At 37.8% G+C, this 16,919-nt stretch carries 18 protein-coding genes; 5 read left to right on the forward strand and 13 right to left on the reverse strand.

The window, feature by feature from the left end:
- The first annotated feature begins 39 nt into the window (after window positions 1-39).
- Window positions 40-378 carry a cytosolic protein gene (locus GLP24_RS10575; protein WP_101768016.1) on the forward strand — a complete coding sequence of 113 codons (339 nt, stop codon included), beginning with the start codon at window positions 40-42 and terminating at the stop codon, window positions 376-378.
- A gap of 29 nt (window positions 379-407) precedes the next feature.
- Here GLP24_RS10575 and GLP24_RS10580 read toward each other — a convergent pair whose 3' ends face one another.
- The 5 genes from GLP24_RS10580 to GLP24_RS10600 form a co-directional block, all read right to left on the reverse strand.
- Complete coding sequence (locus GLP24_RS10580) at window positions 408-824, reverse strand: GFA family protein (protein ID WP_152653401.1); 417 nt, start codon at window positions 822-824, stop codon at window positions 408-410.
- Window positions 825-1,163: 339 nt separating this feature from the next.
- Window positions 1,164-1,907 (reverse strand): hypothetical protein, encoded by a 744-nt coding sequence (locus GLP24_RS10585; protein WP_232615984.1) that lies wholly within the window; start codon window positions 1,905-1,907, stop codon window positions 1,164-1,166.
- Window positions 1,908-2,385: 478 nt separating this feature from the next.
- Complete coding sequence (locus GLP24_RS10590; protein WP_101767937.1) at window positions 2,386-2,814, reverse strand: helix-turn-helix domain-containing protein; 429 nt, start codon at window positions 2,812-2,814, stop codon at window positions 2,386-2,388.
- The gene (locus GLP24_RS10595; protein ID WP_045037622.1) at window positions 2,811-3,122 is read right to left on the reverse strand and encodes a type II toxin-antitoxin system HigB family toxin; all 312 of its coding nucleotides are present in this window, start codon (window positions 3,120-3,122) and stop codon (window positions 2,811-2,813) included. The genes GLP24_RS10590 and GLP24_RS10595 overlap by 4 nt, the downstream gene beginning before the upstream one ends.
- A gap of 398 nt (window positions 3,123-3,520) precedes the next feature.
- Window positions 3,521-3,718 (reverse strand): hypothetical protein, encoded by a 198-nt coding sequence (locus GLP24_RS10600; protein WP_036791113.1) that lies wholly within the window; start codon window positions 3,716-3,718, stop codon window positions 3,521-3,523.
- Between the two features lie 472 nt (window positions 3,719-4,190).
- Here GLP24_RS10600 and GLP24_RS10605 point away from each other — a divergent pair, with 472 nt between their 5' ends.
- On the forward strand, window positions 4,191-5,129 hold the full coding sequence (locus GLP24_RS10605) for a Dyp-type peroxidase (RefSeq protein WP_101767936.1): 939 nt from the start codon (window positions 4,191-4,193) through the stop codon (window positions 5,127-5,129).
- Between the two features lie 252 nt (window positions 5,130-5,381).
- Complete coding sequence (locus GLP24_RS10610) at window positions 5,382-6,233, forward strand: hypothetical protein (protein WP_232615985.1); 852 nt, start codon at window positions 5,382-5,384, stop codon at window positions 6,231-6,233.
- Between the two features lie 115 nt (window positions 6,234-6,348).
- Here the strand turns inward: GLP24_RS10610 and GLP24_RS10615 are convergent, their stop codons facing one another.
- The 5 genes from GLP24_RS10615 to trmY form a co-directional block, all read right to left on the reverse strand.
- Window positions 6,349-7,326 (reverse strand): alpha/beta fold hydrolase, encoded by a 978-nt coding sequence (locus GLP24_RS10615; protein WP_232575300.1) that lies wholly within the window; start codon window positions 7,324-7,326, stop codon window positions 6,349-6,351.
- Window positions 7,327-7,397: 71 nt separating this feature from the next.
- The gene (locus tag GLP24_RS10620) at window positions 7,398-8,387 is read right to left on the reverse strand and encodes a patatin-like phospholipase family protein (RefSeq protein WP_101767933.1); all 990 of its coding nucleotides are present in this window, start codon (window positions 8,385-8,387) and stop codon (window positions 7,398-7,400) included.
- A gap of 153 nt (window positions 8,388-8,540) precedes the next feature.
- Entirely contained in the window at window positions 8,541-9,860 is a 1,320-nt protein-coding gene (locus GLP24_RS10625; protein WP_232615986.1) for an ABC1 kinase family protein, read from the reverse strand.
- A 92-nt stretch (window positions 9,861-9,952) separates the two neighbouring features.
- Window positions 9,953-11,413, reverse strand: coding sequence for a peptide MFS transporter (locus GLP24_RS10630; protein WP_101767931.1), 1,461 nt, complete (start codon window positions 11,411-11,413; stop codon window positions 9,953-9,955).
- Window positions 11,414-11,796: 383 nt separating this feature from the next.
- Window positions 11,797-12,393 (reverse strand): tRNA (pseudouridine(54)-N(1))-methyltransferase TrmY, encoded by a 597-nt coding sequence (gene trmY, locus GLP24_RS10635; protein ID WP_232615987.1) that lies wholly within the window; start codon window positions 12,391-12,393, stop codon window positions 11,797-11,799.
- A 169-nt stretch (window positions 12,394-12,562) separates the two neighbouring features.
- On the opposite strand from trmY, the gene GLP24_RS10640 reads away from it, so the two are divergent.
- Entirely contained in the window at window positions 12,563-12,970 is a 408-nt protein-coding gene (locus GLP24_RS10640) for a thiol-disulfide oxidoreductase DCC family protein (protein ID WP_232615988.1), read from the forward strand.
- A gap of 205 nt (window positions 12,971-13,175) precedes the next feature.
- On the opposite strand, the gene GLP24_RS10645 is transcribed toward GLP24_RS10640, so the two are convergent.
- Window positions 13,176-14,432, reverse strand: coding sequence for an adenylosuccinate synthase (locus tag GLP24_RS10645; RefSeq protein ID WP_101767928.1), 1,257 nt, complete (start codon window positions 14,430-14,432; stop codon window positions 13,176-13,178).
- A 173-nt stretch (window positions 14,433-14,605) separates the two neighbouring features.
- Between GLP24_RS10645 and GLP24_RS10650 the strand changes: the two genes are divergently transcribed.
- Window positions 14,606-15,511, forward strand: a complete 906-nt coding sequence (locus tag GLP24_RS10650) for a LysR family transcriptional regulator (RefSeq protein ID WP_101767927.1) — start codon at window positions 14,606-14,608, stop codon at window positions 15,509-15,511.
- A 118-nt stretch (window positions 15,512-15,629) separates the two neighbouring features.
- On the opposite strand, the gene GLP24_RS10655 is transcribed toward GLP24_RS10650, so the two are convergent.
- Window positions 15,630-16,070 (reverse strand): copper resistance protein NlpE, encoded by a 441-nt coding sequence (locus tag GLP24_RS10655; RefSeq protein WP_101767926.1) that lies wholly within the window; start codon window positions 16,068-16,070, stop codon window positions 15,630-15,632.
- A 98-nt stretch (window positions 16,071-16,168) separates the two neighbouring features.
- Window positions 16,169-16,735 (reverse strand): hypothetical protein, encoded by a 567-nt coding sequence (locus GLP24_RS10660; RefSeq protein WP_152653395.1) that lies wholly within the window; start codon window positions 16,733-16,735, stop codon window positions 16,169-16,171.
- Between the last annotated feature and the right edge of the window lie 184 nt (window positions 16,736-16,919).

Here is a 16,919-nt window from a genome sequence, read left to right on the forward strand (position 1 = left end):
AGTGATAGAATCTCCACATCAGAATTACCGAGAAACTCTATGTTTATCCATCACGTTAACGGCATCGACTGGCTGGTGATTACAGCTTTTGAAGAAATGAAAACTTTATTTATCGAAGAAGCTGGTGCGATCTCCTGTTGCTTCTCTACCGCCAGTGAATTGGACCTAATTGATCAAGCCAAGCGCACTTATGGATATTTGCCTACACTCAGCGGCATAATCACCGATACAGGCACATTTCAACGCCAGAATAACGAAGAAAATTTAGACCCACAGCTTGCCTGCCTAGTTGAGGGACGTGGTCGAGTGTTTATCTATCACGGTGGCTTTGTAGCTTTTGTGGATGACGAGCAAACCTTTATTACTCGAATGGACTAACAAGTTAGCCCCACAAACACCCACCTCATCTACATTTTATCGGCAAAATACGCCATGATTTCAGCGGTTGTCATTTCTTTGGTTTGATTAGTAAAACAATAATAACTAGGGCGGGCATCGCTGAAATACTGCATATTCATTGTTAGCCCTTTTAAATCAGGGAACAAACCTACAGGCATATTATATTCACCACTGGCTTTTATTTTATAGAACAAATGAGTGCCACATTCAGAACAAAAACCACGCGATGCCCAAGCTGATGATGGGTATATTTTAATATTCTCTTCACCTTCAAAGGTTACTTGAGTACCACATTGAACAGCAAAAAATGGCGCACCACCCCACGTTCGACATGACTGGCAATGACACACTGAAAACTTAGGATTAACATCTGCTGCAACAATTTTTACCGCACCGCAAAGGCAGCTTGCTTTTGAATCTGACATAGTAAAACCACCGTCAATTAATGGATAGAGAAGAATATAGATCCAGTCATCATAATCACACATTAAATACTGTATATAAATACAGCTCTATTTTGTGATGTTACTCAAAAACATATTTAGAATAACCAAGACAAAAATATAGGACAGCCATATATTTACGTTAAAAACTCAACGTGCTGTGAGTAGATTTACTATCGTCCTCGCGGGCATTCACTGTAGGGAATGACGATAATCAGTCCTGCCAATAACATTAATTCTTATCTGTTTTCTAAAGGGAAAGTTATGGGTGTCCTATGTTCTTCGGATAGGTGTCGGCTGCGCGACACCTATCCTTATCTGTTAGCCATTGGAGCCCTGAGTTACCTGCAATTTACTACCAGCCAAAATTCCAACCTCGTTCAATGGGCGATTATCTGTGAGAGGAACCCCTGGCTTTTCCCCAGTTATCATTCTTGAGTTCTTAATAACTTGTCCTGCCTGCATTAGTTGCCATGAATAGCCATATTCGAATGGCCCAACGCGAGACTCAAGTAAAAAGTAAATCTCATTCGTCAGATCACTAAAGCTAGAAAATGCATCCGCTGGAAACTCAAATATATCGGATGGCTCACCAGTAAACTCTCGGGCATCTACAGTGATAAAGGAGGATGAACGTATCTCACTTGTTATTGTTTCCGCAGCTTTAGTTAAAGTTACCTTCAGCTCTTCTGCATCAGTTGACTGTGTTAAGTCCAAATCCTGTAAAACTGATTTCACTTTGTGTTCTATCTGCTTATCCAAATTTCCCAAATTTGGACGAGAACCTTTATTGCTACCAAGTGCTTCCAAAAAATCACTACCTTTAAAGTCACTTGGAGCATATAACTTTTCATGATGTTTACTAACCAGCCACCCAAATGTTCCCAACACCATAAATGGAAATACAACTAGAAACCAAACTATAGGGTAAAGTTCATTGCCGCTATCGCCAGTAGCAACAACTAAAGCGGCAAACCCATAAATCAAAACTATAAACAACGCAATGATACCAAGTGGGTTTCTTGATAACGAGCTCGCCGCAGTAGTCATTGTTTTTAACGCCATTGAATCTCCTTTTCTATTTTGATGGCTAACAACTTATTAGATTAACAACTTGCCCGAATTTGTTCTTTGAACATGCGCCCGTATTTATCTTTTAATAATATAAAAAACGTTATAAATCAGATGCATTTTTACTTATAAATCCTGATAATAATTACAAAATAGGGCACTTACCATTTAGTTCCCGGTTTTTCTACTAATAGCTATTACTGTGCAGCGAATAAAAGACAGCCATATCTTTATTTTAAAAATTCAACGCGCTGTGAGTAGATTCCCTATCGCCCTCCCGAGCATTCACTGTAGGAATGGCAATAATCAGCCCTGACAATAACGTTAATTCTTATCTGTTTTCTAAAGGGAAAATGATGGGTGTCCTATGCTTTTTTCATCATGACATGCGTAATATTTACTTATATAAGGCTGCTCGGGCTTGTCCAACACTTCGGATATGTGTCGGCTGCACGACACATATCCTTATCAGTTAAACGCAGCTAAAAAACAATGCAGGGCTGATATTATATTTATATGAAATGGCTTGGATATGCTCTTTCGTTAGCTTACGAGAACCATTAAGGATCATTGAAACTAAACTTTTACCACCAATGACATCTTTTAAGTCATCAGCTTTAAGTTGATACTGATCCATTAATACACGTAGTGTTGCTACACCATCATCTAAGTTCTCAATACGAGCATTAAACTCTGCAAATTCATCTGCATGATCTTCCCAACGTTCGATAGAGACTTCCAAAACCTCAATTAATGGTTTGTAGATATCATATTCTTCAATAAGATCTTCCATTAACGCCAAGGCTTCAGCATATTCTTCTTCCGTTGAAATATGACCGACAAAACTAGCCATTGAAAATAATTGTAATGCTGTTGATTTAACTTGACTAAAATTTTTCATTTCGACTCCTTTGCGTATTTTGCACATAATTTGTCATATTCTGCGTGAGGAACAATATGCTTAACAAACATTCTATTATCTCGAAATTCGATAAAAGTCATTAATCGTAAATTATTCCCACCGATATCCAGAACATACCATTTATCTTTATACTTAAAGTTATCTAAGCTTGGGTAAACATTTTTCATTTCCAACGGATTTGAAAAGTTATTATTTTTTAATGATTTATATAATGCATCAATGGCCGCAGCATCATTCGGGTACTTTTTTGCCGCATCACTAAATGGTTTTCTTGATATTACGTGCATAAACACCTCTAAGTTCACTATATGTGAATATAGCACCTACGAACCAAGTTCACAACTTGTGAACTCACAGAGAATAAAGGACAGCCACATCTTTACTTGAAAAATTCAACACCCTGTGAGTAGATTCCCTATCGCCCACGCGGGCATTCACGGTAAGAAATAACGGTAGTTGTTTGGGGGTATTTAAACAAAAAAGGGACACTACGATGAGCATCCCTAGGAAGAGTTCAGAGTGCGAGCTATAACAGTTTGCTTATACCTCGCGTTAATAATGTAAGTTGCCTTACCTTGCCTCTGACATTGCTGTACGTTCACGATTTGGAACGTTGTAATGCGGTTAACGAATAACTGACACATGCACCTCGCCTCGTTGGCTAATGCGCTAATTCATCCCATTCTTAATGCAATAAACCCAACTCTCTGGCTTCGGCTAAGGTTAAGCCACTGGCTTGAATATCGCGTAGCATCTCAATGCGTCGTCGTGCAGCACCTTGCTGCTTCTTGCTATCTGCGATGTTGGTTGCCGAATCGTCTTTGTGTTCCCACTTAGATGAGACGGAAGAAATTTCTGAATAATCGATAGAGTTAATAGACACAATACCCTCCTAAAGAAACCTGTGTCGACATGCAGTACTTAGTATCAAAGGTTTTTAATTGAAAAAAGCACATAACAACAACTTTGTGAACAAGGCCATATTCGTAATAAAATAACTAAAAAAGACTAGTAATAGATCTATTTATTGCGTAACTTTGATCGTTCACGCCTTACAAAAAACGCATGCTTAATCGCAAATATTTATTTATCTATGTCGCCTTTTTGCCCCATGTGTTTATTCGCTTTTATACCTAAAAAACTCGACTAAGTTCATAACGTCACGTTAATACCATTAGAAGTAAAAATTATTAACGATATAAACAGTTAATGCACTTCGTTGTTTCACTATTAACAACAGATTAGGTATCATTTTACAGTCTAAAATGTGAAACTTTACATTACAAAAATTTACCTATAGCCCGCTATCTAAAAAGCGTACCGTAACAAGATAGCTTTAATTAAGGTCTACTATTATGAATGCAATGTCATCTGAACGTGCCCAACCAGGCGCTTTATCAAATCCAAATACGTTTGCTGAATATCTTACTTTTGTTTTTAAAACAGATATTGATGCCGAAGCCGTTAGTGATGCTTTCGCTAAAATTCAGATCATTGAAAAATCCATTGGTCAAAAAGATTCAGCCGCAGACCTTAGTTTCACACTAGGTGTTTCTCAACACGGCTGGTCTACTGCTTTCCCTACAACTCCTGCACCAGCCTTATTACAAGATTTTAAAGCGATGGTTGATGGCGAACGCCAATTCCCTAGCACCCCTGGTGATGTATTTATCATGATTAAATCTGAACGTATGGATTTAAACTATCAAGCCGCTAAATATCTTGCACAAGCATTTGCTAAAGTAGCAACATTAATTGAAGATATTCAAGGCTTTAAATACCTTGATAGTCGCGACATGATTGATTTTGTTGATGGTACTGAAAACCCTAAAAACACCGCCCGTTTAAATGCTGTATTAGTAGTTGATGATCTTGAAATTCACCAAGGTGGTAGCTACTTAACAGTTCAACGTTATATTGACCGTCAAGGTTTATGGGACAAGCAGTCAACTGAATACCAAGAACAAGTTATCGGTCGTACTAAACTAGATGATATTGAACTTGATGATGATGTGAAGCCTGTATGGGCGCACAACAATAAAAGTAAAGTGATCATTGATGACACAGAGATCAAAATGCTGCGTCAAAACCGTCCGTTTGGTAATGCGATGGAACATGGCACCATGTTCATCGGTTTAACTGCATCTCCTGTTATTATGAGCACATCATTACAACAAATGGTCTTTGCTGATAGTGATGGCCATTACGACCGTTTACTTGATTTTGTTGAAGCGAAAACAGGTACTAACTACTTTATCGTTTCACAAACATTGCTAAATACTTTTGCTGATTAATCTCATTTAATAATCAGTTATTTTTCAGCCCATTATCGTTTATCGCTAATGGGCTGATTACGTTATACACTGAATAAATACTATAATAAGTCAATCTTTGTTATCACTAACTCATTGAATCTATTAATACCCATTTTAATTTACAGAATAATGGCTTGCTTCCTAACAATTTCTGTTGTCCCCTATAGACTTATTTATTATTAGCGATTTTTTTATCACGTCGATGAAAAAACATTTTCTCTGGGGGCAAGAATGTACAACACCCTGTTTTCTCGCGTATCACTCGCCGCAGTTATTGCTGTTGTTGCGGGTTGTAGTTCAACACCACCACCATCGCCACCAAAACCAGCACCTGATTTCAGTTTTAAAACAGCAGCCAACAAATTCATCGCAGCCGATAGCACGCGTAGCAATGGTGTTGTTGTTGATAAAGGGATGTTTTATCCAAAAGAAACCTTTGCTTATAGCTACCGTTATTGCACTAATAGCGATCAACAAGCACAACAAGATATCGCACAATTTAACCAATTAGCCGCCAAAACCTGTAGTGTAAATAAAGGTTCACTGGTTAATTTAGAGACAGGCACGTGGTGTGTTCAACATGCCAATACCGATCAAGAAACGCCCCTCTTTGCTGCACGCATTTCTTCTATTGATCTATGGGCTGATATTTGTTCTGGTGGCCATTTCGTTACCATGCGTATTATTGAAAACCGTGACATTCCACACTCTGCATGGGTAGATGGCGCTGAGTTATTAGGTTATCAACCCTATTCAGTACATCGCACATTAATGACGACCAAAGCGATTGGTCAACTTGATGATGCGACACTACCACCAGCAGAAGAAGCATGGACGGAAGAAACAACCTTTATTGCGACTCATGTGGGTGAAACTGTCTGTATGTATAAAAAGTCAAAAGACGACGCTTACGGGGCCACGTACAAGGGCACTATTGAAAGCGTAAAAGAAGGTCGTGTCCGTGTGCTTGCTACACGTAAAATCAAAGGTGACGTTCGTATTGCACCTATTTCAACACCATTACCATGGCATAAAAAAGCCATCATAGAAGCTGACGCTAAATCTTGGTTTATCTGCCAATAACAACGTTAGTTTGTATACCAACAAATAAATTTAGCTCACATAAAAATAGCGGCGGTATTTTCATTAAATACCGCCGCTATTTCAACTGTAATATCTGTATGTGTTTTTAATCAATTTACACTATAAATTGATTAAAGAAGGCCAGAGTCTCACACAGTGCTTGATTTCGAATAACATCTTTTTCCATTAACATTTCATGCCGTGCATTGCCTATGATTTTCATATGACAATGTTTACTCTGACCACAAAATCGATGATGGCTATTATTATCAACAATAGTGTCACTGCCTGCCTGTAAGATGAGTACTGGGATCTTTATTTTTTCAACATCACGAATACAATGATTTGCAGCTTCAATGGCTTGCCATAACCAACGGGGACTTGGGCCACCGATACGCAATTCAGGATGAATTTGATATAAATGCTTTGCCCAAACATAACGTAATTTACTTTGGCATACTGTGTTATTTTCAAATGGCTCTTCATGATAGCGCTTTTGTCCTAACACATATGACGGCTCATGTTGATAGTGCTCCATGAGCTTTGCAATCGATGATGCAATTAATTTTAAAGGCACTGGCATATGAATACCAAACATCGGTGCATTTAAGACGACCGCATCAAATTGGCTATTATATTTTTCTAAGTAAAGCGTGCTGATTGCCCCACCCATTGAGTGAGCCAATAAAAAACGATGCTGATAACTTTTTCCTTTATCAACAATTTTAGTAATAAATGTATGTAAGTCATCAACATAATCATCAAAATTATGCACGTGACCGAGCTCAGGATCTTTTGTTAACCGACCAGAAGCACCTTGGCCTCGATGATCGTACGCATAAACGTCATAACCCTGTCGCGAAAATTCAAAGAAAATTTCTTGGTACTTCCAAAAACTTTCATTCCGACCATTCACAATGACAATACAGCGAGTATTTATAGGATTAGTGACACTGATCCATTGAATCTGCACCCCATCTTTACCACTAAATGCATTTTGCTTACGCTGTAACCACATACTGTGAACATCATTTTCCATTAACTGTTTAAACACCGACTCCTTGGTTGAAAACTCAACATTATTCTGGTTCATTTATTCGCAACTTCTTAGTAAAAACGCCTCAAATATATCTCTTTTATGCTGACATCATTTGAATGTTAACATTAAGCATATTTCATTAAATTAACATTCTCGGTATCATGCTTATAATTCGTTTTATAAGGCGTATTTTTAATCTTAATATGCCGACCAACAGTATTTAGAAAATATTTACCTGATTGATAGCCCAAATGATAATCCTGATCAAGCGCCGCCAAATCACTGCCAATCATTTTTGAACTCAACGGTTTTTGCGGATAAATTTCAAAGATCGTAACATCATCAGGCGGATTACTTAAGAACGCTTGGGTTTTACGGTAATTATCTTCATGCTCTAATAACATTTCAATCATACCTGCCGCTTTAGAATGGCCTAAAGCTCGACTGATATTGGTCATCCAACAATGATCAAATGACGTATCTATTGGTACGGTTCGTATTACAACAATATGACGATAGCCACGTTCATAAGCTTCTTGCACTGGAATAGGCGCACATAAACCACCATCAACCCAAAATTCATTTTGAGAAAATATCGGTTGTTTATTTAAAACAGGCACTGCACATGAGGCTTTTAATGCCAACGACCAGTTATCACTGTTTAAGTTAAAATATGCGGCTTGATGGTTCGTAATACCACTTGCTGAAGCAAGCACTGTACGTGAGCGCATATTTTCACGCCCTTGCTGCCAATCAAGCTCCAGACTGGTGCACGTTTGTTTCATCAACCAATCAAGATCTAACCCTTCTCGACCAAAAATAAATCGATAAACATCAAAAAAATGATGATCTGTCGTTGCTTGTGTAATTACTTTATAGGCGTGTTTATCTTGACCACAAATATATGACGCTAAATTAAGTGATCCAGCTGATGTGCCCACCATCAACGAAAATGGATTAAAATCAGCTTCTAAAAAAGCATCTAATACACCAGCCGTAAAAATACCTCGTTGACCACCCCCCTCGGTGACTAAGGCTATTTTAGATATATCAGTTGCATCAAAGGAAAATCCTTCAATATTTTGTACTGCATAAGAGATGTGTTTACCGGTCATAACATTTTTACTTTTTTGTGGGCATTTGTCATACAAATGAACAAGGAACGATGAGTATAGTCACTGTTGAGGAAAGTATAAATTACTCAAAATAATAACTGATATTCTAAATATGAGTCACTTGACTCATCATAAACACATGGATCTATATAATTATTCAATTATATGAGATAAAAATATTTTATAGATGTCTACACGTGCTTTTAATTTTACCGCTAACAAATAAAGCCCGCCTAATTTACGATGTAAAAAAATAGCATCAGCAGGCGGTGTATGCCAATAACCTTGTTTCATGCTTAATTGACTGCCTACATCACGGATTCGGCGCATCATATTTGATTGTCCAAAGTCATACTTACCTTGATATCTTAAAGGCTCACAAGCTTGTAAACACAATGCTAATAACGCTTGCTGTGCTTGAGGTTCTATCGGCTGAGAGAAAAAACCAATCTGCTTCAATGCGGCTAACATTTGCGGTTGATCATCAATCACAGCCCCTGTCATTAACTGACGATAACCTTCCGCTATCACTTCGGAATATACCCGTGTCGCACCAAAATCAAGTAGCACTAATTGTTGAGTCTCAATATCATAACGATAGTTACCAAAATTAGGATCTGTCTGTACTAATCTAAATTCAAACACTTCTCGAAACATTAAACTAAAAGCGAGCTCAATAACATGATCACGAACTGTTTGAGGTTGATCGACTAATTTATCAACATCAATACCACCAACAAATGTCATTGCGAGAATATGTTCTGTAGTCAAATCATCGGCAATATTCGGTAAGACATAACGAGTATCAGAAGCTAATAATTGACGATATTGCTTTACATATTGAGCTTCAAGTAAATAATCTGCTTCTGCATGAAGTTGCTTTTTTGCTTCATTTAATAATTCAGATATATCTATCTGTTTTGGAACTAAACCACTAATATTTAATAAAATAGCAACATTATTGACGTCACTATCAATGCTTTTATTGATCCCTGGATATTGAATTTTTAGCGCCAATAGACGTCCGTCTTGCGTTGTCGCTTTATGCACTTGCCCAATCGATGCCGCAGCGATGGGATAAAAGGAAAACTGACTAAATTGCTGTTGCCAATCACAGCCCCATTGCTGTTCAAGCGAATGGTTAAGTTGACTAATCGGCATTGGTTTGGCATTTGCTTGTAAGCGAGACAATAATTCAGTTAATTGTGGCGGCAAGAGATCACCACCATCCATTGATAATAATTGCCCGACCTTCATTGCTGCGCCGCGTAAATCCGCTAATTGATCTGCCACGCGTTTAACGTTTGTTGGGGTTAAAATTAATTCACTCATTTTAGGTCGATGCCCCGCAGCTAATTGCTTTGCCCCTTCAGCAACCATACTCGAAGCAACCTTCGTCGCTAATGATCCTAATTTAGCTAAACGGGATAAGCGACTACTGGGCACTTTCGCATATTGCTTTTTATCATTCATTTAATGACCCTTTGCTATAAATAACCCAAAAAAAAGGTCGGTAATGGTGGCTAAAAATAGCCCCCATTACCGACCTTTTCTAAGAATAGAAATTAATCGTATTCAGGTTCGTTACGCGTTTTGAAATTCACTAATAAACCCAAGATAAAGACGACCACGGTTACAATAAATATTGATTGGAACACATGGTGATACTGAGCTGCAGATGCAATCAAATCAGCCGCATTCGTTGCTTGCGTACCGGTTGATGTTAACTCTGCAATATTAGCGGCTAAGTAGTTAGCCACTGAGCCACCCATTAGCATATAAATACCCGCCACTGTACCCGTTGCACCTTGAGGGTTCATACGTGTAATCGCGGATAACGCTACAGGGTCAATAAATAGCTCGGCAATACCAATTAAGAACAAACCAATAAATAACCATAGGAATGTTGTGTGACCGCTAGCCATTGCTAATTTAGACGATAAAGCAATCAAACTAAACCCAGCAGTAAGCAGGAATAAACCCAGATTAAGTTTAGTCAAAGTCCGTACTGAAATTTGACGAGCAGCTAATACTTTCCACAACCATGCAACAGCAATACCACCCACAATAACCGCAACAGGGTTCACTGATTGGAAAAATGCTGTTGGAATATGGTAGCCAAAAATATCGGTATCAATATTACGCTCAATGAACAAACTGATAGAACTACCACCTTGCTGATCAAATGCCCAGAACACCATACCAAACAACATAAAGTAAATAATTGCATTTAATTTCTTACGATCTTCTGTACTACTCTTACGGTATAAACGGAACATCTGTAATGCAGAGAAAACCAAAACAACAGCAAGAATATAACCTGCAAGTAAATCTTGTAAGACGAAGACTAAACCCGTAGCACAAACAATGACGCCAAGAATAATCAATTGCCAATGGCTAAAACCTGCGGTCTTTTTACGTAATGCTGGTAGGTTAGCTTTTTGTACATGTGCGAAGTGTTTACGCCCAGTACTAAAGATAATCAAACCAATAAGCATACCGATACCAGCAAGTGCAAAACCGACGTTCCAGCCCCAACGACTCGCCGCGTAACCACAGAATATCGGTGCTAATGCTGAGCCAACATTACCGCCAATATAAGAAATAGAAAATCCAGATTCACGTGCCTCTTCATGGTCTTTATATAACTCACCCAATAAACAACTTGAGTTAGTTTTAAAAAAACCATAACCACAAATAATCAATGCTAATGCTGCATAAAGTACCGTATTATCATGACTTGGAATACTCAGCACAGCGTGCCCAGCAACCATTAATGAACCACCAATAATCACTGACCAATAATTACCCAAATAACGGTCAGCTAGGTAGCCACCGAGGATAGGGGTAACATAAACTAATGACGTATAAGCACCATAAAGGGCATACGCATGGTCATCAGACATTAAAAGTTTTTGAGTTAAAAAGAGGATTAATAACGACCGCATGCCGTAATAACTAAAGAATTCCCACATCTGTATCGCAATGAGGTGAAAAAGCCCTTTAGGCTGAGAGGATAATTGCATATTGTTTCCTAATAAAGGGGCCATATAGGCTAACGGTAATAATTGTTATTTGATTTGAAATACCGTTGGTATTTAATACTGAAAATACACTGAACAAGCTCAAGCTCAAGCTTAATCTTACTCCATATTTAGTATCTTAATTTTCATATAAATAAAATGGATATTATCGTATATAAAAAATGGCAAACGATTATATGCCATTTATCAACATCATCTACTTACAGTTACACTTTTGCAACCAACATCACATAAAAAATCACTTAAAACCCAACATATGCATATTAATTCATTTTTATCACAATAAAAAAAACGTTAAATGATCGGTTGAAACATCAACAACCACTTAACGGCTTTTATTTATTAACAACTAATAACAATAAAAATTATAGCGTTAAATCCAATTCATTATGTATTAATACAATACATTGCGATGCAAATAACATCTTCGGCCCTAAACTGATTTTTTTCGCACCTAAACGCTTTAAGCTATTAAAGCTTTTTTTCGGCATCGGCATATGATCTGTCAGTAAAAAACAAGGATTTGCAGCTAGCTCGATATCTCGAATAAAGTCACCTTTTTTATCGAGCATATATAATTGGTAATCTTCTGCCAGCTCGCTCACTAATTTTTCAAAACTAATGGTACGAACAACAATACCCGGTTCAACATTACGTTGTTGTTCTTTCGCCATACCTAATGACTTATCTAGAGCATGCGCAATTTTATCAAGCCAAGCTTGCTCATGGAAACCTGATAAATTAGTAATATCATTAGAATTAAAGCTAATAGTGCGAGAGAAGTCTTGAGTACTTTCAAGAACTAAATGCACCATAATATCTTCACGATGTGATTGCGCTACAAAAATAGCATTCATTAAAACGTGAGCCAAAATCTCAGTGTGAGCATCTTGTCCAACTGAAGCTAATAACATCTTACTGTCTGTTGGAGCAGAACGGGCTCGTAATACGAAAGCGCGCATAATCAATATCCTAGAAGTTTAAAATTTTCTCGTTAATCATTCACAACCGAAAATTAACGATAGATAATCACTATTATCCTAGGTTTTACAGTCGATGTAACCTTAAATAATAAAATTAGCCAAAGAATGCTAATTAGTCGCTATTATTAATAGGTATCAGGAGGATCTTATGAAATTAATCTTATTCTATGACAGCAGTTGTCCACTCTGTGTTACTGAAATGCGTCAACTACAAACACACAATAATCATCAACAGCTTTTGTTTGAGGATATTCTTGCACCTGATTTTAATCAACGTTTCCCTTATATAAAGATTACTGACGCCTCAACAATATTACATGGTTTATATTTTCCTGATCCTCAACAATCACCCCAATTATTACTTGGACTTGATGTCACTTGCCTTGCTTGCCTTGCTTGGAAATCAATAGGAAAGAAAAAATGGCTAGCATTACTGCGCTGGCCTATCATTAGTTTTTTTGCCGATAAATGTTATTTATTTTTCGCCCGTAATCGCTACAAAATTTCCTATTTATTTACGGGAAAATCACGTTGTAAAAATTGCAAAATAAATTAGTAATAATCCACTAAACTGACAAAGAAGCTTACTTGAGCCCTCGTGACAAGAGTAACTCATATCGAGAGTCAAGGGTGTGCCCTTGTCATGATAAGTACACCGATTATATCCATTGCCTGCCCTTAAGTTACGTATAAATAAACAGATAAAAAAACGGGCGAGTTACTAAGTAACTCGCCCGTTATAATGTCGGATTACGCTACGATTAACGTAGGATCATTTGTTCGCGCTCAGGACCTACTGATACCATTTTAACTGGCACACCCATTAGTTCTTCAATGCGAAGTACGTACTGTTGTGCACCTTCTGGTAGTTCTTCAAACTTACGGCAACCCGTAATGTCTTCATTCCAACCCATCATTTGCTCATAGACTGCTGTTAGAGATGCAGTTTGAGGCCAAATTGGGTTTTCAGTGTGGTCACCGTTGTAAGCAACACAGATCTTAAGATCTTTCATGCCACTTAGGCAGTCAATCTTAGTTAATGCGATTTCTGTTGCTGCTTGTAGTTCAACACCATTACGTGTTGCAACTGCATCAAAGTAACCCATATCACGTGGACGACCTGTTGTTGCGCCGAATTCTTTAGCATCTTCACGGAATTGGTCTTGATCTTCCATTGCGGTGATCAAAGTACCTGTACCTACTGAAGAGCTGAATGATTTAGCAACAGCAATAACGCGTTCAGGGTGAAGTGCTGGTAAACCACTACCGATACCTGCATAAGCTGCAGTTACGTTAGATGATGTTGTCCATGGGTATTCCCCATAAACTAAGTCACGGCCAGCGCCTAACTGTGCTTCAAACAATAATGTTTTGTCTTCTTTTTGTAGTGCTTTTAGTGGCTCAGTAACGTTACAAATACTGTCACGCCAAGGTTGAGACACTTCAAGAAGCCACTCTGTCATTTCTTCAGCAGTTTGCGTAAATTCCATTGAAGGATATAACGCTTTAAGCTGTGGCAGTTTCCAATCCATCATGAATTGAATACGCTCAAGAAGTACTGCAGGCTGATTTAACCAACCAATAAGAATACCCTTCTTCATTACACGGTCGCCATATGCAGGTGCGATACCTTGACGAGTTGAACCGTAAGCACCAGCGCCTAGACGTTCTTCTTCTAGCGTATCTTCTAGTGCGTGTAATGGTAGACATAGTGTTGCACGATCAGAGATGCAAAGTTTCACATCAACACCAGCGGCTGCAACTTCTTCAATTTCTAGGCTTAATTTCTCTGGGCTGATAACCATACCAGGGCCTAAAACAGCAATACAATCAGGGTTAAATACGCCGCTTGGTAATTGGTGTAGTTTAAAAGTACCAAAATCATTAACAACAGTATGACCTGCGTTATTACCACCTTGAAAACGAATACTAGCTGAAGCTTGGTCTGCTAAGAAATCAACAATACGACCTTTACCTTCATCACCCCAGTTAGCACCAACAACAACAATAGACGACATAATTAACTCTCCTTAAAAGCGATGTAGCTATCCTATGCTCAATAGCTCAATAAAAATAATTAATAATCGTTATTAACTTGATAAGAATCTCTTATATGGCGTACATTATCCATTGTCTTTATTCAGATAATATTGCAAACAGTAATAACATCGAAACCAAATAGAAGGTAAAAATGATAGATTTGCATTGGCTCAATACATTCGTTGCACTTTCTAAACATCAACATTTTGGAAAGACAGCTATTTCGCTTCACATGACTCAACCTAATGTCAGCCTTCATATAAAACAATTAGAACAAACAACACGAGTAAAATTAATTGAAAGAAATCCATTTCGCTTAACACAAGCGGGTGAACGGTTACTGAAAAGCGCTGAAAACACCTTAATGGAATTACAAATTTGCCAAGCTGATCTGAATGCGATTAACGAACTCAACCAAGGTACACTGACAATTGCTGCCAGTGATATTATCTCGCGATTGTTACTTATCAGTCCATTTCAGGCGTTTAAAAAAGAATATCCGGGTATCGATTTATCTCTTTTTAATACCACCTCGTCACAAGCAACAGAGCTCGTAAAAAGTGCCAAAGCTGATTTGGGATTTGTGATTGCCCAGAAAGAAAGCCAACCATTACATTTTATGGAATTACGCCAAGTTAAATGGTGCGCGTTAGGTAATGGCTTAAAACGTTGGCAACAATTATCACAAGATCCAGAAGCGATAATTGAACAGTCGGCTCTTGCCGCAGATGAACCAACATTAATTTTATTGGGTCACGATACCCGTACTCGCGAATTAATTGATTTAGCATTACCCAGCTTACAACTCGCTAAGTATCATGTGATGGAAGTCAGCAGTGTTGATGCTCAAATTGATTGGGCAGAAGCGGGATTTGGGGTAGCTATTGTTCCTAGTTTTTCATTGCATTCGAAATTACATCTACAAACAACCATTACACCGTTACCACATTTCCCGACCACGAGTCTTGGCTATATAGTGCGTCAGAATCAAGTCTTATCACGCGCAATCAAGCAGTTATTACGCTGGGTAGATGATGAAATTCAACGGTCACAATAATTAAGCAATGGTTAACAACATAGTAATAATGGCAAGACAAATAAACTAATATCTATTATCAATAACAAACCCTGATATCTATACTTAATAAAAAGACATCAGGGTGTTTTTTTATAAATTAATCATCATCAGTTTGCTTAAGAGTATAAGCATCGGCTAAATCACCGGTAATACGCTGACCTTTTTGATCAAGTCGGAAAATACGGCGCTCACCCACAAAATATTTCACAGACTTGTTACTGGTAAGATTCAATGTGATGGTATCACCATGATCATTCCACTTAAAGTTACCTTTATTAACAAATGGCTTCGTCTCTTTACCTTGGTAGGTTTCATTTAAAACAAATGTACCGTCTTTATTTAAGGTTAAGCTCGTCTCAATACCAGAACAATCACCACAAGGCTGAATGCCGTTATATTCCCCCATCCAATCTAATGAATTTTGTGCCGTATGCACGTCAGCTTGTTTTGCTGTGGAAACATTAGCGCTGTTTTTTGCTTGATCACAACCTGCTAATGCAAGTACAACCATCGCGGCCAATAAATATTTTTTTTTCACCGTAAACTCCTTGTGAAAAAAGAATAACCGAGCACTCAATTAATAATGCTCGGCTTCTTAATGTGAATATCAATATTTTTATTACTTTATTATATTGATTAATTTGTTAGATCAGTTACTTTTTTCTCTGCTGAATCAACAGATTTATTCATCATATCAGCGGCGTCATTTATCGCTGATTTAGTTTTATCAATAGTGCTATCTTTTACTTCTGTCGCATTATTAGCAGCATCAGTCGCTGCATTTTCCATCACAGCCTTAGTATTATCTGCCGCTTCTTTCGATGCATCAATAGCGTTAGTCGTTGCATCTTCTGCGCTATCTTTTAGCTCAGAGGCTTTATCCTCAACAACATTAGTCGAGTCAGATACTGCCTGCTTAGAATCAGCCATTGCCGCATCAGAACTATCGACTACGCTATTTTTCATTTCTTTTGCTTTATTCACTGCGTCGTTAACTGTATTTTTTACAGCGTCTGCAGAATCATTTACCGCTTTCTTCGTTGAATCAAGCACTGCATCCGTTGTGGTAGCAGCATCCTCTTTTACCTGTGTTGCTGTTGCCTTTACTGAAGCCGCAGATTCTTTTGCCGAATCGTGACTTGCTTGATCACAACCAACAAGCACTAAACCAGCAATAGCGATAGCAATAATACTTCTTTTCATATCAACTCCTGTAAAATCCACCTTAAAATATAACCTTAACAGTATCTACTATTAGTTTGAGAAATATATCTAGTTAACGTCATGTCAAAGTCAATAATAGGTCATTTTTTTTGGTTCTGCGGTATTAAATCTGTTTTATTTATAAAAACAAAATCATAAATATGAGAAATTATATTCATCTCTA

This window comes from Photobacterium carnosum, from assembly GCF_021236965.1.
GTDB lineage: Bacteria > Pseudomonadota > Gammaproteobacteria > Enterobacterales > Vibrionaceae > Photobacterium > Photobacterium carnosum.